This window comes from Anaerolentibacter hominis, from assembly GCF_032380675.1.
Taxonomy (GTDB): Bacteria; Bacillota; Clostridia; order Lachnospirales; family Lachnospiraceae; genus Anaerolentibacter; species Anaerolentibacter hominis.
On sequence record NZ_JAWDIX010000001.1, the window covers coordinates 661,222 to 680,334 of the forward strand.

19 protein-coding genes and 1 other RNA gene are annotated in these 19,113 nt (G+C 48.2%); 16 read left to right on the forward strand and 4 right to left on the reverse strand.

Annotated elements, in window-relative coordinates:
- Nucleotides 1-61: 61 nt before the first annotated feature.
- Complete coding sequence (gene spoIIID / locus ABCW47_RS02915; protein WP_343208367.1) at nucleotides 62-340, forward strand: sporulation transcriptional regulator SpoIIID; 279 nt, start codon at nucleotides 62-64, stop codon at nucleotides 338-340.
- A gap of 82 nt (nucleotides 341-422) precedes the next feature.
- On the opposite strand, the gene ABCW47_RS02920 is transcribed toward spoIIID, so the two are convergent.
- Complete coding sequence (locus tag ABCW47_RS02920) at nucleotides 423-980, reverse strand: hypothetical protein (RefSeq protein ID WP_343208368.1); 558 nt, start codon at nucleotides 978-980, stop codon at nucleotides 423-425.
- Between the two features lie 362 nt (nucleotides 981-1,342).
- Here ABCW47_RS02920 and ABCW47_RS02925 point away from each other — a divergent pair, with 362 nt between their 5' ends.
- The 11 genes from ABCW47_RS02925 (at nucleotide 1,343) to ABCW47_RS02975 (ending at nucleotide 13,502) form a co-directional block, all read left to right on the forward strand.
- Complete coding sequence (locus tag ABCW47_RS02925; RefSeq protein WP_343208369.1) at nucleotides 1,343-2,164, forward strand: alpha/beta hydrolase; 822 nt, start codon at nucleotides 1,343-1,345, stop codon at nucleotides 2,162-2,164.
- A gap of 3 nt (nucleotides 2,165-2,167) precedes the next feature.
- Nucleotides 2,168-2,965: an alpha/beta hydrolase gene (locus ABCW47_RS02930; RefSeq protein WP_343208370.1), complete on the forward strand. Its 798-nt coding sequence runs from the start codon at nucleotides 2,168-2,170 to the stop codon at nucleotides 2,963-2,965.
- A 29-nt stretch (nucleotides 2,966-2,994) separates the two neighbouring features.
- Complete coding sequence (locus ABCW47_RS02935) at nucleotides 2,995-3,972, forward strand: type I phosphomannose isomerase catalytic subunit (protein WP_343208371.1); 978 nt, start codon at nucleotides 2,995-2,997, stop codon at nucleotides 3,970-3,972.
- A 1-nt stretch (nucleotide 3,973) separates the two neighbouring features.
- Nucleotides 3,974-4,855 carry an ROK family protein gene (locus ABCW47_RS02940; protein WP_343208372.1) on the forward strand — a complete coding sequence of 294 codons (882 nt, stop codon included), beginning with the start codon at nucleotides 3,974-3,976 and terminating at the stop codon, nucleotides 4,853-4,855.
- 79 nt (nucleotides 4,856-4,934) lie between these two features.
- The gene (gene rfbA, locus ABCW47_RS02945; RefSeq protein ID WP_343208373.1) at nucleotides 4,935-5,804 is read left to right on the forward strand and encodes a glucose-1-phosphate thymidylyltransferase RfbA; all 870 of its coding nucleotides are present in this window, start codon (nucleotides 4,935-4,937) and stop codon (nucleotides 5,802-5,804) included.
- Nucleotides 5,805-5,816: 12 nt separating this feature from the next.
- Nucleotides 5,817-6,383 carry a dTDP-4-dehydrorhamnose 3,5-epimerase gene (gene rfbC, locus ABCW47_RS02950; protein WP_343208374.1) on the forward strand — a complete coding sequence of 189 codons (567 nt, stop codon included), beginning with the start codon at nucleotides 5,817-5,819 and terminating at the stop codon, nucleotides 6,381-6,383.
- 15 nt (nucleotides 6,384-6,398) lie between these two features.
- Nucleotides 6,399-7,280, forward strand: a complete 882-nt coding sequence (gene rfbD, locus ABCW47_RS02955) for a dTDP-4-dehydrorhamnose reductase (RefSeq protein ID WP_343208375.1) — start codon at nucleotides 6,399-6,401, stop codon at nucleotides 7,278-7,280.
- A 68-nt stretch (nucleotides 7,281-7,348) separates the two neighbouring features.
- Nucleotides 7,349-8,434 (forward strand): dTDP-glucose 4,6-dehydratase, encoded by a 1,086-nt coding sequence (rfbB, locus tag ABCW47_RS02960; protein ID WP_343208376.1) that lies wholly within the window; start codon nucleotides 7,349-7,351, stop codon nucleotides 8,432-8,434.
- Complete coding sequence (locus ABCW47_RS02965; protein ID WP_343208377.1) at nucleotides 8,418-12,425, forward strand: Ig-like domain-containing protein; 4,008 nt, start codon at nucleotides 8,418-8,420, stop codon at nucleotides 12,423-12,425. Before rfbB ends, ABCW47_RS02965 begins: the two co-directional genes overlap by 17 nt.
- 172 nt (nucleotides 12,426-12,597) lie before the next feature.
- A complete protein-coding gene (locus ABCW47_RS02970; protein WP_343208378.1) occupies nucleotides 12,598-13,233 on the forward strand; it encodes an RpiB/LacA/LacB family sugar-phosphate isomerase in 636 nt (211 codons plus the stop codon).
- Between the two features lie 47 nt (nucleotides 13,234-13,280).
- Complete coding sequence (locus ABCW47_RS02975) at nucleotides 13,281-13,502, forward strand: hypothetical protein (protein ID WP_343208379.1); 222 nt, start codon at nucleotides 13,281-13,283, stop codon at nucleotides 13,500-13,502.
- A gap of 66 nt (nucleotides 13,503-13,568) precedes the next feature.
- Here the strand turns inward: ABCW47_RS02975 and ABCW47_RS02980 are convergent, their stop codons facing one another.
- On the reverse strand, nucleotides 13,569-14,246 hold the full coding sequence (locus ABCW47_RS02980; protein ID WP_343208380.1) for an Ig-like domain-containing protein: 678 nt from the start codon (nucleotides 14,244-14,246) through the stop codon (nucleotides 13,569-13,571).
- 242 nt (nucleotides 14,247-14,488) lie between these two features.
- Between ABCW47_RS02980 and ABCW47_RS02985 the strand changes: the two genes are divergently transcribed.
- The 4 genes from ABCW47_RS02985 (at nucleotide 14,489) to ABCW47_RS03000 (ending at nucleotide 17,520) form a co-directional block, all read left to right on the forward strand.
- The gene (locus ABCW47_RS02985) at nucleotides 14,489-15,184 is read left to right on the forward strand and encodes a response regulator transcription factor (RefSeq protein ID WP_343208381.1); all 696 of its coding nucleotides are present in this window, start codon (nucleotides 14,489-14,491) and stop codon (nucleotides 15,182-15,184) included.
- The gene (locus tag ABCW47_RS02990) at nucleotides 15,165-16,655 is read left to right on the forward strand and encodes a sensor histidine kinase (RefSeq protein ID WP_343208382.1); all 1,491 of its coding nucleotides are present in this window, start codon (nucleotides 15,165-15,167) and stop codon (nucleotides 16,653-16,655) included. The genes ABCW47_RS02985 and ABCW47_RS02990 overlap by 20 nt, the downstream gene beginning before the upstream one ends.
- Nucleotides 16,656-16,757: 102 nt before the next feature.
- A non-coding RNA gene (ssrS, locus tag ABCW47_RS02995) (6S RNA) lies at nucleotides 16,758-16,936 on the forward strand.
- Between the two features lie 131 nt (nucleotides 16,937-17,067).
- Entirely contained in the window at nucleotides 17,068-17,520 is a 453-nt protein-coding gene (locus tag ABCW47_RS03000; protein WP_343208383.1) for a signal peptidase II, read from the forward strand.
- 97 nt (nucleotides 17,521-17,617) lie between these two features.
- Here the strand turns inward: ABCW47_RS03000 and ABCW47_RS03005 are convergent, their stop codons facing one another.
- Nucleotides 17,618-18,562, reverse strand: a complete 945-nt coding sequence (locus ABCW47_RS03005) for a hypothetical protein (RefSeq protein ID WP_343208384.1) — start codon at nucleotides 18,560-18,562, stop codon at nucleotides 17,618-17,620.
- Nucleotides 18,552-19,019 (reverse strand): RNA polymerase sigma factor, encoded by a 468-nt coding sequence (locus ABCW47_RS03010; protein WP_343208385.1) that lies wholly within the window; start codon nucleotides 19,017-19,019, stop codon nucleotides 18,552-18,554. The genes ABCW47_RS03005 and ABCW47_RS03010 overlap by 11 nt, the downstream gene beginning before the upstream one ends.
- Between the last annotated feature and the right edge of the window lie 94 nt (nucleotides 19,020-19,113).

Consider the following 19,113-nt stretch of genomic DNA (forward strand, 5'->3'; position numbering starts at 1 on the left):
TCATAACCGGGGAAAACCCTGCATACACTGTAGAAACAGTTGATATCAGGGTGGATTCCCCATGAAGGATTATATTGAAGAGAGGGCAGTGGATATTGCCAATTACATTATCCACTACAATGCGACGGTCAGACAGACCGCCAAACAGTTCGGTATCAGTAAATCGACAGTACATAAAGACGTGACGGAACGTCTGATGCAGATCAACCCTACGCTGGCAGGAGAAGCCAGAATTGTGCTGGATCTGAATAAGTCGGAGCGGCATATCCGCGGCGGCCTCGCCACCAAGGAAAAATATCTGCACAAGAGGGATGTTACCTCCTCCGCCAGATATTCGTAAACGGATCTGCTGAAACCTTCCTGTTAGAAGCAATAAAAAAGGAATCTGCCGGCTAAGGCAGATTCCTTTTTTATTCTTGCATTTATTTTTTATTCGTTTTTAATTCCACCACTTTATGTACGGCATCGTTCTCACTTTCCAGACGATAAATGGTTACTGAATCGGGAGATAATTCCCGGCCGGTCTTTGCAAAGGTGGTTCCGCCGGAACGCCATTTGAAATTCTGCTCAATTACTACAAATGTGCCGTCTTCGTTGACTTCTTTTACGATCGACCAGTGGCAGGTGCCATGGTCCGTATATTCTTTTACGATATCGCCTACATTCGCTTCGGTTACTTTAATCAGGGTATCGTTATCAGAGATCGGAGTAGCAGAAGCAAACATATTGCTCAGGCTGGTTCCGTAAATCTCTTTATAATACTTCTTTACATAGGCAGCGCAGGAATAGGTAGAATCGCTTCCATCACTTCCGCCCGGACGGTAGATCGCATCAACACCGTTAAAGGTATCGGCCACATAGCCGCTTTTTTTTATTGTAATTGTCTTCTCTGCTGCTGAGGATTGCGCAGAAGGAGCAATTGTCAAAGCTGTCGCAAACAACAGTGCAAAAATAGCAAAAATCTGTACTAATTTCTTCATGGTCCGGGATACCTCTTCTGTATATTTATTCTTCTGTATCAGTTATGAAGATACTATAACAGGAAATGTGACAAAATGCAATAGTTAATTAACAAATTTGTAATAATTGAGGAGAAAAAGTGAAGAGAAATATTAAGAAACAATGAAGGATACACTTCGTATACATTTTTGACTTTTTTCTGACAGATTTTTTTTGTAAAAAATAAAATATAATGAAAGGAATTCCGGGTCTGTATGCATGCGCCTGAAGAACCGCCTGCCTTTACAAACATAGGGAAAAAGGGTAGAATGAGGTTAGTCATTTGCGCGTGTAAAATGCTGTGTGAATGCAGTAAAATATATAGAAGAAAGAAGGGATTCCGATGGCGTTGCTTCAGTGTAATCTGTATTCGCAGGCTTTGAAAACGAATACGGAAGTGAATATTATTATTCCCACCCCGAACTCCGGAGACTATGAGGCGGGTACGGCCAAGAACCTGACGTTTTCAAGAGGTGAAAAGTTCCAGGTTTTATACCTGCTGCACGGTTTATACGGCAATTATGCGGACTGGCTTCGTAAGACAAGGATAGAATGGTATGCGGATCAGCACCAGATTGCGGTGGTCATGCCATCCGTAGGACGGAGCTTTTATCACGATATGGTTCACGGTCCCCAGTATGAAAGCTATGTAGTACATGAGCTGCCGGATTTGCTGAAACGGGTTCTTCCTATCTCGGGCCGCAGGGAAGATACCTATATTGCCGGTCTGTCCATGGGCGGTTACGGATGTATGTATCTGGGGCTTAAATACCCGGAGAAGTACGGGGCAATCGGAGCTCTTTCCGGCTGCCTGGATATTGCGCTGCTGGCGGACCATGCCGCCGACTATGAGATGGACGGGCGTCCGGCTGTGGATATAGAGGCGATAGCGGGCGAGAATGCGGCGTTAAAAGGTTCTGGTTCCGATTGCTTTGCGCTGGCGGCCAGGCTGCTGCAGGAGCAGAAGCCGGTGCCGGAGATATTTTTCTCCTGCGGAACGGAAGATCCTCTTTTTGAGCATCATGTGAGAGCCAGAGAAGAATTTGACAAGCTGGGACTTCCCTACACGGCGCAGGAGCATCCTGGTGTCCATAACTGGGACTACTGGGATACCCATATTGTCAGAGTACTTGACTGGCTGGATGACGTGCGGAGAGGGGGATGAGACATGGCGTTTATAAAGTGCAGTTATTTTTCGAAAGCGATGATGGCAAATATTGATATTAATGTTATGCTTCCTACCCCGGAGAAAAAGGACGCGTTTCACGCGGAAGGTTTTTCTTATTATCCGGAGGATTACCGGTGCAGGGTACTCTATCTTCTTCACGGGGGATACGGGGATTATACCGACTGGAGCCGGATGTCACCGCTGGAATATTACATAAAGAAGAGAAATGTGGCGGTTATCTGTCCCTGCGGAGGGAACAGCTATTACCAGGATATGTACTATGGAGATGCGTACTTTACCTTTCTCACGGAGGAGCTTCCGGAATTTGTTGGAAACATGTTTCCGGTGCTGTCCGGTCAGAGAGAGGATACTTTTATAGCAGGCCTTTCTATGGGAGGATACGGGGCGGTGAGAGCGGCCTTTTCACATCCGGAGCGGTACGCGGCAGCGGCTTCCCTCTCCGGTGTTCTGGATCTGCAGGCCAGAATACAGAGCGACCTGGACAAGGGGATAAAGGGGCTGCGCTTTGGGGATATCTTTCAGAATCCGGCCCGGATCGGGGAGGATGCCGATCTGTTACAGCTGGCGGTGAAAGCGGCCGGCAGGGATCTGCCCCGCCTCTTTCTTACAACCGGCACAAAAGACTTTGTATATGAATATAATCAGTCGGCCAGAAAAGCGTTTGATCAGGCCGGAATCGACTATACCTATGAGGAACATCCCGGGGATCATAACTGGGATTACTGGAATCTTCACATTCTGCGTGTACTGGAGTGGTTTGGGCTTAAAAAAGCTTAAATCTTCTACACCGGTGGAACAGGAGGAACATGAAACGAGAGCCATTTCGACTGACTGCGCCTTTAAAGGATTATTTGTGGGGCGGCACGAAGTTAAAAGAAGAATTTCACAAGCAGTCGGAGCTTGACAAGGTGGCGGAGAGCTGGGAGCTTTCCTGCCATAAAGACGGCACCAGCCGGATTGCGGACGGTCCTTATACGGGACGATCGCTTACCGAGTATATTGAGGCGGAAGGCAAGTCTGTTCTGGGGACTGCGTGCAGCCGTTTTTCCCGGTTTCCGGTCCTGATAAAACTCATTGATGCCAAACAGGACTTATCCCTGCAGGTACACCCGGACGATGAGTTTGCTCTGCGGGTGGAGGGTGAATACGGCAAGACAGAGATGTGGTATGTAGTGGACCACGAGCCGGGAGCCCAGCTGATCTATGGTTTTAAGAGGGATATTACTCCGGCTGAATTTAAAAAGTCCATTGAAGACAACACCATTCTTGATCTGGTAAATAAAGTGAATGTAAAAAAAGGAGATATCTTCTTTGTTGAGGCGGGTACACTACATGGTATCGGAGCAGGTATTCTGGTAGCGGAGATTCAGCAGAATTCCAATACGACATACCGGATCTATGACTACGGCAGAGTCGGAGCGGACGGCAGACCCAGAGAACTGCATACGGAGAAGGCGGCACAAGTGACGAATTTAAACGCCATTTCCTGTGATACTTCGCCCAGAGGAGAACTTGAAAAAGAAGAGGGATATGAGCGTATCAAGCTGATCAGCTGTCCGCTCTTTTGTGTATATCGGTATCATGTGGACGGCAGCGCTCCTTTATTCGTGGACGGGACTTCCTTCCAGTCTTTTACAGTTCTGGATGGAGAAGGGACACTGCGGTCAGCGGACGTATCTCTTAAGCTGAGGAAAGGCGATACGGTATTTATTCCGGCCGAAACAGGCAGCTGCTTCTTTGAAGGCAGCGGGGAATTTATTCTGACAAAATTAGAGGAGGAATAGTATGATTCTGGGAGCATTGGAAACAGGCGGAACCAAGATGGTTGCCGCGATTGGAAATGAAAAAGGCGAGATTCTGGAACGGGTTTCAATACCGACCACTGTGCCGGAGGAAACCCTGCCGAAATGTATCGATTTTTTCCGCGGTAAGGGTATTGAAGCGCTGGGAATAGCGGCATTCGGACCGGTGGACCTGCACAAGGATTCTCCTACTTACGGCTATATTACTACCACGCCCAAGCTGGCCTGGGCCAACTGTAATCTGATGGGAGCCTTCAAAGAAGTTTTTGATGTGCCCATGGAGATTGATTCGGATGTGAACGGGTCCTGTCTGGGTGAGGCAACCTGGGGCTGTACCCAGGGGATGGATAACAGTGTTTATATTACGGTGGGCACCGGCCTGGGAGTGGGCATTATGGTGGACGGCAAGCTGCTGCACGGCATGCTTCACCCGGAGGCCGGCCATGTGATCGTGAAACGCCATCCGGACGATGTGGATTATAAGTGCCACTGTCCATATCATGAAAGCTGCCTGGAAGGTCTGGCAGCGGGTCCCTCTATTCAGGAGCGCTGGGGAAAGCCTGCGATAGAGCTTTCTGATAATATGAAGGTGTGGGAGATTGAGTCCTACTATCTGGCGCAGGGTATTGTAGACTATATACTGACCGTCTCGCCCAGAAGAATCGTGCTGGGCGGCGGCGTGATGCATCAGGAACATATGATGCCGCTGGTGCGCCGGAAGGTGAAAGAGCTGTTAAACGGCTATGTAAAGACGAAGGAACTGGAAAACCTGGAAGAGTATCTGGTTCTGCCGAGTCTGAATGACGATCAGGGAATTATGGGATGCCTGAAGCTGGCCCTGATGGCAATTGACAACAATAAGTAATCCTGTTCAGGATCATGAAAATGGGGCGGGTGCCCGGCGGCACCCGCCGTACATGTGGGAAGAGAGAGGCAGATAACGTATGAAGGGAATTATTTTGGCAGGAGGCTCCGGCACCCGCCTGTATCCTCTTACTAAGGCAGTATCCAAACAGATACTGCCGGTATATGACAAACCGATGATTTACTACCCGCTGTCGGTGCTGATGCTGGCCGGAATTCAGGATATTTTAATTATATCCACGCCCAGGGACACAGAAGTGTTCCGGGAACTGCTGGGAGACGGCAGTTCACTGGGAATCCGTCTGTCCTACACCGTTCAGGAAAGACCGAACGGATTGGCGGAGGCATTTCTGCTGGGTGAAGAATTTATCGGAACGGACAGGGTGGCTCTGATCCTGGGGGACAATATATTCTACGGCAGGAGCTTTACCGCCACGCTGGAGAAGGCAGCCGCCAGAGAGAAAGGTGCTACCATCTTCGGCTATTTCGTAAAGGACCCCAGATCCTACGGAGTTGTGGAATTTGACGAGGAGGGTAATGCGGTTTCTATAGAGGAAAAACCGGAAAAGCCAAAATCCAAATATGCGGTTCCGGGTCTGTATTTCTATGATAACCGGGTGGTGCAGATCGCCAAAGAGGTAAAACCGTCCGCCCGGGGTGAGCTGGAAATCACCAGCGTAAATGATGCTTATTTGAAGCTGGGCGACTTAAAGGTGGAGACCCTTGGCCGGGGGATGGCGTGGCTGGACACGGGAAGTCATGATTCGCTTCTGGACGCCTCAAATTTTGTGGCTTCCATACAAAAACGCCAGGGCCTTTATATCAGCTGTGTAGAAGAAATTGCTTATAAAAAAGGGTATATCTCCCGTGAAAGGCTTTTAGAAACAGCACAGGAGATGGAAAAGACCGCATACGGAAAATATCTGTTTGACGTAGCGGACGGACTGTAGAAAGGCGGCGGCATGGGAAAGTTTCTGATTGAACCCTGTGGGGAAATACAGGGATTGTTTACGGTAAAACCTCAGGTTTTCGGGGATAACCGTGGTTATTTTATGGAAACCTATCAATATGAAGAATTTAAAAAAGCAGGCCTTAATATGGTATTTGTGCAGGACAATCAGTCCATGTCGGGTAAAGGTGTGCTGAGAGGACTGCATTTTCAGAAAAACCATCCGCAGGGCAAGCTGGTCCGGGTGGTAAGCGGCGAAGTCTTTGATGTAGCGGTGGACTTAAGGCCTGGTTCCGGAACATTCGGCAAATGGCACGGCGTGGTGCTCTCCGCGGCGGAAAAAAACCAGTTTTACATTCCGGAAGGGTTTGCCCACGGTTTTCTGGTGCTTTCCGACACGGCCGAGTTCGTCTATAAATGTACCGACTATTATCATCCGGAGGATGAAGGGGGACTTAAGTGGGATGATGAGGATATCGGTATTCGCTGGCCCATCGCCCCGGACATGGAGATTCTGCTGTCCGAGAAGGATAAAAAGCACCCTGGACTGAGGGAATATAAGGAGCAGCATGCACGGTGAAAGGTTGGACAGGTTATGAAAAGTAATCCTCGAAGGATATTGATTGCCGGAGCCGGCGGTCAGCTGGGACTGGCTCTTGCAGCAGTGCTGGGCGAGGACCCGGCCAATGAACTTCTATTATACGGTCCCGCGGATATGGATAGTATAAAGCCGCTGGACGTGAGAGACAAAGACGCCGTTAGCCGGGAGGTCCGCCGGGTACAGCCCGATGTGATCATCAATGGGGCGGCTTTTACGGCGGTGGATCTGTGTGAGAGCATGGAAGAGGAGGCATACGCGGTAAACGCAGAAGGAGCCTGTAATCTGGCAGCCGCGGCAGCGGAGAACGGCTGCGTCCTTGTGCATATCTCTACAGATTATGTGTTTGATGGAACCGCAAAAGAGCCGTATACAGAGGACTCTGTTCCGAATCCGGTCAGTGCCTATGGCCGTACCAAACTGGCAGGGGAGAAGGCAGTGATGGAATCCGGAGCTGATTATTTTCTGATCCGTACGGCCTGGCTGTACGGGGAAGGAAAGAATTTTGTGCGAACGATGCTTCGTCTGTCCGAGACAAACCCTGAGGTCAGGGTGGTAGCGGATCAGTACGGCTCACCCACATCCGCGCTGGAACTGGCGCGCATGATCGCGTTTCTGATCCAGACAGATGAATACGGACTGTATCACGGGACCTGTGAAGGCGTGACGACCTGGTATGAATTTGCAGAAGAGATTTTCCGCCTGGCAGGGAAGGATACGAAGGTGATACCGATTACTTCCGATCAGTTTCCGTCGGCGGCGAAGCGCCCGGCCTATTCTGTTCTGGAAAATAAAAGATTGAACGAACGCTTTGCGTACCGGATGAGCAGCTGGCAGGATGCGCTTGCGCAGTACATGGAACATGAAAACAGAAGATAACTATAAGGCAGAAGGACAGAGGAAAGGAAGGCCGTTTCCGGGCAGGTACCGGCGGCAGTGGAAGAACAATGAGAACATATCTGGTTACAGGCGGGGCCGGCTTTATCGGTTCGAATTTTATACATTATATGTTCCGGAAATACGGGGATGAGGTCAGGATGATCAATTTGGATGCCCTGACGTATGCCGGGAATCCGGAGAACCTGATGGAAGTGGAAAAAAGAGAGAATTACCGTTTTGTAAAGGGTGATATCTGTGATAAGACACTTGTAGAATCTATTTTTCAGGAGGAAGAAATTGACCGGGTAATCCATTTCGCGGCGGAGAGCCATGTGGACAGGAGTATCCGCAACCCTGAAATTTTTGTTAATACAAATGTGATGGGGACGCTCAATCTGCTGGATGTGGCGAAGAGGGCCTGGGAGACGGAACAGGGATATCTGCCTGATAAAAAATTTCTGCAGGTGTCCACCGATGAAGTATATGGCTCTCTACCTGATGAGGGCGGATATTTTTATGAGACAACGCCGTTAGACCCGCACAGCCCTTATTCCGCCAGCAAGGCTTCGGCGGATATGCTCGTGAAATCCTATATTGATACATTTGGATTTCCTGCAAATATAACCCGGTGCAGCAACAACTACGGGCCGTATCAATTTCCAGAGAAGCTGATTCCTCTGATGATACACAATGCGCTGGAGGGCCGCAGGCTGCCTGTATACGGGGATGGGAAAAATGTCAGGGACTGGCTTTATGTGGAGGATCACGCCAAAGCGATCGACCTGGTGGCAGAAGAAGGCAAGGCCGGGGAAGTATATAATATCGGCGGGCACAATGAGAAACAAAACATTGAAATTGTCAGGATCATTTTGCTGACGCTGAAGGAGATGCTGCCGGAATCCGATCCCCGCAGAGCCGGGCTTTCGGATAAGCTGATTGAATATGTGGGGGACCGCAAAGGCCATGACAGGCGGTACGCAATTGCACCAGATAAAATCAAGGCAGAACTGGGCTGGTATCCGGAGACCGACTTTGCTGCGGGAATCCGGCTTACGATCGCCTGGTACCTTGAGAATGAACAGTGGCTTGCAAATGTAACTAGTTTAGAGTATCAGAAATACTATAAGGAAATGTATGATGAAAAGACAGAATAAAAAGCTACAGGATATCCCCGCAGGCCGGTCCGCCTGCCGTGGGCTAAAGGCACCATGGATCATTGTATTATGTTTTATTTTCGTTCTGGGATTTGCCCTGCTGCTTCCCGGCTCGGTCAGCCGGGGCGCCGAAAAGAAGGCGAAGGCGAAGACCGTAAAGCTGAGAGTGCTCTCCACGTCGGATCTGCACGGACAGCTGACAACCACAGACTATGAGACAGGAGGTTCCTATAATCAGGGCAGCCTGGCGAAGGCCTATAATTTGATTCAGAAGGCCAAATCGGAACGCCCGGACGGCAACACGATGCTGTTTGACATCGGGGATGTGCTCTATGACTATACGACGGATTATATTTATGACAATTATCCGGACCGGGTTCAGCCCATCTATAAAATGATGGCGTCGGTGGGATATGACGCGATAACCCTGGGAAATCATGATTTTGACTATGGATTTGACTATATCCAGAAACAGCTGAAAAACTCAGGCATGGAGAGCAAGGTTGTGGTTTCCAATGTGATGGATTCCGTCACCGGCGAGCATGTTTGGAAAGAAAACATGCTGATCAACAAGAGCCTGAAGACCGAGGACGGGAAAACCGTCAAGGTTAAGGTGGGCATCATCGGAGAGACGATCCCCAAGCTGACATCCAAGCGGGAGAGCTACGTAGGCATTCTGGAAACAGAAGACATGCTGGAAAATGTGGAAGCTCAGGCCGCGGCCCTGAAGAAAAAAGGTGCGGACGTGATTATTGTTCTGGCCCATTCCGGTTTCGGACCGGAGGAGCCGGATGCTCTTTATAAAAATGTCGTTTATGCGATGACTAAAATAAAAGATGTTGATGTGATTCTGTGCGGGCATGAGCACAACCTGTTCCCGTCCGACGATTCAGCCAGCGCCAACTATTATAATCTGCCCGGCGTGGATAAAGAGACCGGGCTGGTGAACGGAACCTGCGTTGTGATGGCTTCTGACAGAGGGAAGAGCATCGGCCTTGCAGATATTACACTGAGCGTGAGCGCTGACAATAAGGTGACGGTGAAGAAAATGCAGGCCGCGCCCCGGAAGGTCACTGCTTCTGCCAAGGCGGATGAAAAGATAAACGACGGTTTCGGCAAGCTGGCCGAAGAAATGATGTCCATTATCACCGAAAAAATCGGCACGCTGGATAAGAGCTATTCGCTCCAGAACTATTATGGACTTCTGGAGGACAATGCAGTCATGCAGCTGCGCAATGACTCCAAACTCAGCTATGCGATGAATTATATAGCCAATAAGAAGCCGCAGTATCAGAACTACCCGCTGGTTGCCAGCTCGGAGTATGTAAAATACGGCGAGAACGGCAACGAGGACTACGCAGATTCCGCGGAGACTATTTTCGGCGGTGATATTTCCGATATGCAGGGCTATAACCGGTATATCGCGCTGTATGAGATTTCCGGCGATCAGCTGAAAGAATGGATTGAATGGTCCGCCAGTGCCTATGAGACGGCGGGAAATCCATCCAAGTGGAGTGATGAGGTTATCCGGGACCTGATGAGCCACACCGGTCTGCAGCCGCTTATTGCGGAAGACTGGATGGAGGACTGGAGCCGGTTTTCTGTCTTTGACGGCGTGGAATATACCATCGATCTGACGGAGGAACCGCGCTACAGCAGGACAGGCGTGAAGCTGAATAACACCAGCCGGGTGAGAAACTTGACTTACAATGGTGAGCCGGTTACTTCTTCCATGAAACTCGTCCTGGTCTGCGACCGGATCACCAAGACGGCTCCGGCGATTGCAGGGCTGGATGAACAGTATATTGTAAAAGGCTTCGAGAGAGGCCACGATATTCTCAAGAAATATATCCGGGAACAGTGTGAGATTGAACCGTTAAAGATTACACCGGACTATAACTGGTCGATTACGGGGACGGGCAGCGCACCTTATCTGGCTCCGGTCAGCAACAAGGGATTGAGTTATGCCAAAAAGGAACCCTGGTTTGGCGAAGTGCTGGCAGCCAGCGATATTAATACCTATATCAGTGCAATGATGGAGAAAAGCAACGGGTCCAGACCCAATGTGGTTCTTTCCAAAAAGACGGAAGTAACAACAAACAGGCCGATTACCGTGATGGTTCGGGCCAACGCGGCTTCGGGGCTTGCGGAGTTAAAATATGCCTTTGGGAATTATGAGGCAGGTTCTGCTTCCTGGGCCTATGCCCAAAATGTGGAGAACGGACAGTTTACCGCGTCCAGCAACGGTATCTATACCGTATATGCCAAGGATAAGCTGGGCAATGTAAGTGTCTCAAAAATCCATGTTGGAAATCTGAACATGTCGGTTCTGGAGATTCCCACGGTAGTGACCTATACCAACCGGAAGACGAAGATTCAGGGTACCGGGGAACCGGGATCTACAATCTATTTCGAGACTCCGGCTGATTTATACTCCGATACGATAAAGGAAGACGGAACTTACGCATATGACCTGCCGGCACAGATGGCGGGAGAAAAAATATACGTATATGTACAGGACAGTCAGCGCAGGACCAGCGAGAAGGTGGAAATCACCATCAAGCGTACCGGTCCGAACCAGCCTGGCATGGATACCATCACTAACAAACAGGCCAGGGTGACAGGCAGGCTCAATGATACCAATGTGACGGTATATGCGGTCATCGGCAGCGAGGTGTATGTGAGCAAAGAGGGCAGAGAAGCCTACGAACTGTGTGAAAAATTCAGCGAGAGCAAGAAGATTATAGAAACCAAGGTCACGATTGACGGAGAAGGGAATTATGCGATTACGATCCCGCCTCAGAATGGGGAAAAGAAAATAACGGTGTATACAATCGACCACATCAGCCGGGTAAGCCGCTCCAACTTTACGTATGTGGAGACGGTGGCTCCAAACCCGCCGAGCATCTATAATTCCTACAGTATGATGTGCCATGTATCCGGTAAAATCTACAATAAAAACGCGGATACCAGCTATCAGATCGTCGTGGAGGTGGACGGCACCAAATATTACGGTGCGACCGACCGGAACGGATATTATACGGTGCCGGTGGAACGTCTGGAATCCGGACAGAAGCTGACCGTATACGCCATGGATGAGGTGGACGGTTCTCTTCGCACAAGTTATAAAACAACGAAGACGGTTGCTTCGATGGCATCCTATCTGTCCTCACATCCGGAGGAGATTGTAATAACGGAAGAGGTGACGGATAAGAACCAGGTTCTGGAGGGCTTCTATTCGGAGCCTAATGTAACTCTTAATATCCTGATCGGCAAGACCATGTACGAGATTGTGACGGATGAATTCGGCGGATTTACCTATACAATGCCGGAACTGGAGCCGGGCACGAACTTCTATCTGATGAAGTTCTCCGAACACGGCAGCCTGCAGAGTGCGGCGAAAGGAACGGTTAAACTGGCTCTGCCTGAAAAACCGTATCTGATTGATGAAGAAGTCAATAATAATACGAAGACAATCCGTGTGGCCTGTGTGGATTCCTGCACAATCCGTGTAGCGGTGGGTGATAAGACTTATACCACATCGGATGGCGTATACGATGATGAGCTGAAAGCTTATGTATACGAAATCGAGATCACCAGAGTGGACTCCGGTACGAAGATTAAGATCTACGCTTCTAACAGCGCAGGAAACAGTGAGGCACTCAGCCTGACGGTAATCGAACGTGCTCCGGACGCACCTGAGGTGGAAGAAGTGGATACCAAGACCACATCCATCAAGGGTACGGTGGATCTGGTAGCGGATAAAGATAATCCGGATATGGAGCTTACTGCCGCAAATACCGGTACAAAAGTATTTGCCCAGATCGGTTCCAAGGAATATGAGGGTAAGGTGAAAGACGACGGAAGCTTTACCATCAAGATACCGAAGCAGAAAAAGAATACTTCTGTGACGGTCTGGGGCGAAAACAACAATGGCAGAGGCCCGCAGACGAAATTAAAGGTGAAAGAAGCAGAAGAGAAGAAAAAATAAGATAAAAAGACGGGCCTGAGGCTTTCCGGCCGGATCTGAAAAGATCCGGCCGGCTTTTTATTTGTGAAAACTTTGTTACCTTTTAAAAAAACTATTGGAAAAGAGGACATCTTGTTATAGAATAAGATGTATATGGCGACCTTATGATCCCGACTAAAGGAGGAGTAGAATTATGAAAATTGCTTTAATGAATGAAGTTAGCCAGTCAGCTAAAAATGCAGCCATCCTGGCAGAGCTTCAGAAAGCGGCTGACGCGAACGGACATCAGGTATATAATGTGGGTATGACTTCTGCGGATGAACCGCAGCTGTCCTATATTCATCTGGGAATGCAGGCTTGTATTTTGCTGAATTCCAAAGCTGCGGATTTTGTGGTAACCGGCTGCGGTACAGGCCAGGGTGCTATGATTTCCCTGAATAACTACCCGGGAGTAATCTGCGGTCTGGTTGTAGAACCGACTGACGCGTTCCTGTTTGCGCAGATCAATAATGGCAATGCTATTTCCATTCCTTATGCGAAAGGCTATGGCTGGGGAGCAGAATTAAATATCCGTTATATCTTTGAGAAAATGTTCTCCTGTGAAAGAGGAATGGGCTATCCGCCGGAGAGAAGGGAGCCCCAGCAGTTTTATGCAAACCTGTTCAATCAGGTGAAGGCTGTGGTGAACAAGGACGTTATGACTGTTCTCAAATCTGTAGATCAGACGCTGCTGAAAGAGGCATGCGCCAACGAGAGATTTAAAAAGTGTCTGTATGAGAATTCTCAGGTCCCGGAGATTACCGAGTATATTAAAGGTTTATATGCGTAATCGGAATCATTCGGAGAGAAATAAAGAGTATTAGGAGAAGAATTACAATGAGCAGAATTAAATATGCAGAGGAAAACAAGAAACCGGTGAAAGAGAAGAAGCAGATTGCCTTGAAGACGAAGATCATCGCATTGATCTGTGTCTGTGTGATTGCAGTCTGCGGTTTAACCGTTGGCTTCTATAAGGATTTCAAGAAGGCAGAAGATGCCAGCCGCTATACCATCAGCGCATCCGATCCGGCCACACTGTTCGGCTCTGCAAGAGAGTAAAAAGAATACGTTAAAAAAAGCATCTGCCCGGAAGGGCAGATGCTTTTTTGGATATCCTATGTAATATTATTTGGTACTTTTCTCAGTCTTTTCCGGTGCGGGAGCCTCCGGTTCTTCCGGTTTCTCAGGCACTTCCTCTACAACTTTGACGACACATTTATCAAATTTTCCATTTGCAATCATGGCGTAAATTGTAACAGTTCCAGGCGCTTTGGCCACCACGATTCCGCTGGATGACACGGTAGCGATCTCTGTGTCGGAAGAAGTGAACTTGGCCTCCTCCGCGGAATTCTTCGGCTTAATTACTGTTTTTAAGGTAACCTGATTGTCCACGGCCAGGGTGATCTTGGCCTTCGATAATACCACACTGACAGCGCTCGGACCGACCGTCACATCACAGGTCAGCGTCCCAACTGTCTTCAGACCTTGTTTGACCGTCACTGTGATCACTGCATCACCGGTTTTATTCGCCGTGATCAGTCCCTTGGAGTTCACACTCGCAATTTCCTTATCACTGCTTTTAAAACCTACTTTCTGATCCTCCGTAGTGTTGTACACTTTCAGTGTATAGGTTGATCCGGTAACCATCGACTTGTTTTTTACATTCAATTTAATCTCAGAGTTCTCATCTGCGTCTGCGGCCTGAGCCACGACGGATCTCCCCGGCGGCTGTACAAATACAGACAGCACGAGGAATAAGGCGATAATCAGAATTGCTCTGAGAGGAAACGAGACTTTTTTCAATGACTCTTCCTCCTATCTGTCCTTAATATGTAAGATTCTGTATCCGGAGTTTGTGCAAAATCTGCTTCCATGCCTGCTAAACTAGGAAACGGGTATTTTGCTCATACTGGTAATATAAACCGGCAATTTGTCAGAATCGTGGCAAAAGTTAGTCAGAGCGGGGCGAAAAAGTTTTTTGAGTCCGGGCGTATTGTCTATCGGTTAGCCCTTTGTTATAATGATATTCAAAGGAGGAATGAAGAGTGGCTTATATTTTAATTGCGGATGATAATCAGGATATTACGGATATTCTTTCTACCTATGCGGTCAAAGAAGGGCTGGAGCCGGTCATTGCTTCCGATGGTGAGGAGGCGCTTAGATTGTTCCGTCAGCATGATCCTGCGGTTGTGCTTCTGGATGTTATGATGCCCAAAGAAGACGGTTATGAAGTCTGCAGAAAGATCCGCAGTGAATCCAATGTCCCGGTCATACTGATCACAGCCAGAGGTGAGGATTTCGAACGGATTATGGGTCTGGACATCGGCGCCGACGATTATATTGTAAAACCGTTCAGCCCCAGCGAGGTAATGGCAAGAGTCCGGGCTGTGATGCGGAGAATGAAAAAGACGGACGATATCAAAAAAGAAGGAAACAGTATTACGATAAGTAATATGACGATAAATCTGGACGAATATACTCTGTATATCAATGAAGAGAAGATTAATCTTACAAAAAAAGAAATCGAGACAATGTGGATTCTGGCCGGCAACCCGAACAAGGTTTACACCAGAGATAATCTGCTGGACAGTCTCTGGGGATTTGACTATTTCGGCGACAGCCGGACTGTGGATTCCCATATCAAGCGGCTTCGGTCCAAGCTGGGGAAGATAGAGCATCCGGAATGGTCGATCAAAACAATTTGGGGTGTGGGATATAAATTTGAAATCGAAGGAAAATAAAAAGAAGATTAAGTTTTACAACCGGCTTTTTTTTCGGGTCTATCTTTATTTTGGAATTACATTGCTTCTGGCATCCCTCCTGATCGGCATACTGTTCTTCCAGCTGTATGAGGAAAATTCTCTGGAAGGGCATCAGAAGAACCTGGAGTATACGGCGGAAGGTGTTTCCAACCGGATGACCGAGTTTATCAGGGATGAGGATGCAAGAGGGTATTCTTCTTACATGGAGATACTGGACGGCGTGGAGAAATCAGATATCTGGATTATTTCCAATAAGGAAGGTTCTTCTCCTATGGCCGCCCGGTTTGAGAATATAAGGCTGGATGATGTAACATTGAATGAGAAAATGCAGGACGTCATTAATGAGACGTTCGCAGGGCATCACGCCAGTGTAACTACGACCGACAATATGTATGAAACTGCTGTTATGACGGTAGGTGTGCCGATTTCTGACGGCCTGGGAAATATTGTGGGCGCGGTTATTATAAACGGCTTTATCGAAGAATACGACCGGATGGTCCAGGAGAGCCAGCTGTTTATCGCTGCCAGCTGTGCCATCGGCGCCATTATTGCATTTATTATTTCGCTGCTGTATGCAAGGCGTCTGACCAAGCCGATTCTGACAATTAACGGCATCGCCGGACAGCTTTCCAGTGGGAATTATAAGGTCCGTGCCAATTTTAACCGAAAGGATGAAATCGGTGAATTGGGACAAACTATGAATATACTTTCCAACCAATTGGCGGCCAACGATATCGAGAGAAAAAATCTGGAGCAGACAAGGCAGGATTTCTTTGCCAATATCTCTCATGAACTGCGCACGCCCATTACTGTGATCCGGGGCTACGCGGAGACGCTGGCGGATGGTATCGTGACCGAGGAAGAGAAAAAGCAGCAGTACTACCAGAGAATGTTAAAGGAGTGCAAGAGCATTGAACGTCTGGTGGGGGATCTTCTGACTCTTTCCAAACTGCAGAACCCGGATTTTTCAATTGATATGGAACCCATCGATATGGTGGAACTGTTGAAAAACCTGATCCGGAACATGTCGGTGCTCGGCGAGGAGAAAGAGATACGGATTCATTTTGAGAATGAAATGGACTACTGTATGGTATCCGGTGATTATGACCGGCTGCGGCAGATGTTTCTGGTCATTTTAGATAATGCGATTAAATTTACACCGGAGGGCCGGAATATTTTTGTCACTCTTGACAAAAAAGACGGCAGGGTCCTAGTGTCTATACGGGACGAGGGAATCGGAATTGCTCCCGGTGATCTGGAAAATATTTTTAATAAATTCTATAAATCAAAGCTGCGGCAGAATGCCACCGGTTCCGGCCTGGGGCTGACGATTGCCAAGCAGATAGCTATAAAACACAACGGCGATGTGCGGGTAGAAAGCCGGGTTAATGTGGGAACGACATTTTGTTTTGATTTTCCGGAATTGATTTCGGATGAGGGAGAATGGTAATAGTAAAGGTTTAAAATGTGATGAAATGATGTACTTTTTTCCAGAACACTTGAAATAGAAATGCAATTAAGATATAATAATACCAGAATTCAAAGGTTATAGTGATTCCTGGAATGTTCGACAATCCTGTTTTTTTGAACCTACAATGACCAAACGGGATTCCTATATCCGTACACGGATGTCAGGCCTCCGATTGCAGTGGAAGACAGAAGTGTGCGTGCGGTTGCCCACCTAGCTTAGGCTAGGCGTCAAAATACAGGAAACGGCATTTCGGGTAAACTTTTACAAAAGAGAAGGAAGGCAGCCGTAAGGCTGCCTTTTGCGTTATAATAAGACGGTACGCTAAGCGTGACGGGGAGCTGAGGTGGGCTTGCTCACTTTTTTAAACGGGAACCAGGAAAGGGGTGTGCTTATGTTTTTTGTTGTCCTGTGTGCGGCAGTGGTATGGTTAGACCTCAAATTGAAGAAAGAGATGGATGCGCTCTTGCGGCCCGGTGAAAAGCAGCCTATTCTGGGCGGGCATATTATCCTTCAAAAGACCTATAATTCAGGATTTGCGCTGAATAAGCTGGACAAGAAACCGGCGCTGGTCAACGGCATCCGTCTGGTTCTGACCTTATGTACGGCCTTCTTCTTCCTGAGAGAGCTGGCGAAAGGCCGGAATGGATGGCTGAAACTGGGGCTGGCATTTATCCTGGGAGGAGCGTTAAGCAACCTGATTGAGGGGATGCAGAAGGGCCACGTGGTTGACTATTTCAGCTATGGGAAACTGGGAAAGCTGAAAAATGTGGTCTTTAACCTGGGTGATGTGGCTATTATAAAAGGGTTTGTCATTGCATTTCTGGCAGAACTTACGCAGAAATAGAAGAGAATAAAAAGCTGTAGACGATTCAGGGAGGTGCCGCACCATGTGCAGTACCTCCCTTTTAATCCTGCGCGGGAATGTGCCCCCTGCGCTATGTCTATTCATTTTTTAAAATCGTCCAGTCAAAAGAGTCGGCAAACAGTTCCAGGATGGTACCTGTAATAAGCCTGTCGCTCTCCACCCCATAACCTGCAAATATATTCACCGTGACGATGGAATCTCCCAGATCTGCCAGAATAAGAGAGTAGGCAGGACCGAGTGCCAAGGTTACGGCCACGCCGGAGCTGGTGGTGTAAGACCGGTCTTTATATTCCGAAATATCGCCGGGATAGTAGAGAATATCAGTGAAGCTCCCTCTGACGCAGCGTGTGAACTGATAGGTGATCAGCATACCGTCAATGTCAGCCTCGCCGTCATAGTGGAAGGTGCCGTCTTCATACATATACGAGCTGTAGGCCTGGTTATCTTTACCCAGAAAATCTCCGCCTGCAAGAGTAGTCAGATCTTCGTTGCTGATGTCCAGCAGTTCTGTATGCAGCTTCAGATTATATTTTTCAGTAATTTCATCCAGTTTATCCGCCATTTCCTGGGTGTAGACTGAATACAGGCCGTACCGTTCATCCAGTCCGGTCGGGCCGTTGCCGATCCCGGCCAGAATCGAACCGTCCGGATCATAATTATTTTGAAAATCCAGCCACTCGGCGGCGGCCAGCGATTCCGGGCTGTTGGTATAACCCTGCATGGAAAGTACATCCGGCGCCTTGTCCGAACTTGTAACCTTCTCATCGGAATCCTGCCCGCCTGTATCCTGCTCTGTGGAAGAGAGCGGCTCAGGTTTCGGCATCAGGAAATCCCGAAGACCGAACAGGTTCATGGCATAAGCTGTAGTGGTGCAGGCAAGCATCAGACAGATAGCTGCCGCAACAATAAAAGGCTTTTTGCTGACTCTGTGTCTTTTTTTCATCTGTAATTCCTCCATATCGGCTGTTACAGATGTATGTAACTGAGAAAATGTGCTGCGGTACAGTTCTTCAATTTTCATCTGCATCAACCTCCGTTAATTGACTGCGCAGCAGTCTGCGCGCCCTGGATAATCGGGTAGTCGTTGAGGACACAGTGATGTTCAGCAGCTGTGCGATTTCCCTGGTAGTATATTCTTCATAATAGAATAAATAAAGGACGATCCGATATTTTTTCGGCAGAGCCATGACTGCCAGAAACAGATCGCTTTGCTCCTGCTGCCGGATTGAATCAGCAACATCTTCCAGAGGCACATGCTGCCGGCGTACATACCAGCGCATTGTATTTTTGCACAGATTTAATGTGACGCGGATCAGCCATCTGCGTACATGATCTTCACTCTCGAATTCTGTCCGGCAGGTATATAGACGAAGGAGAGCTTCCTGCACAATATCATCCGCATCCTGTGGGCTGCCGCAGTAATTCAGGGCGACTCTGTATATGGTATCTTTATACGTTAATGCATAGCCGTGAAACATATTTTTTTCCAACCGTATCCCAACTTTCTTTGTAAGCTTACACCAATAGTACACTTGGCACCTTTGATTTGTCACAAAAGATACTTAAGAAATC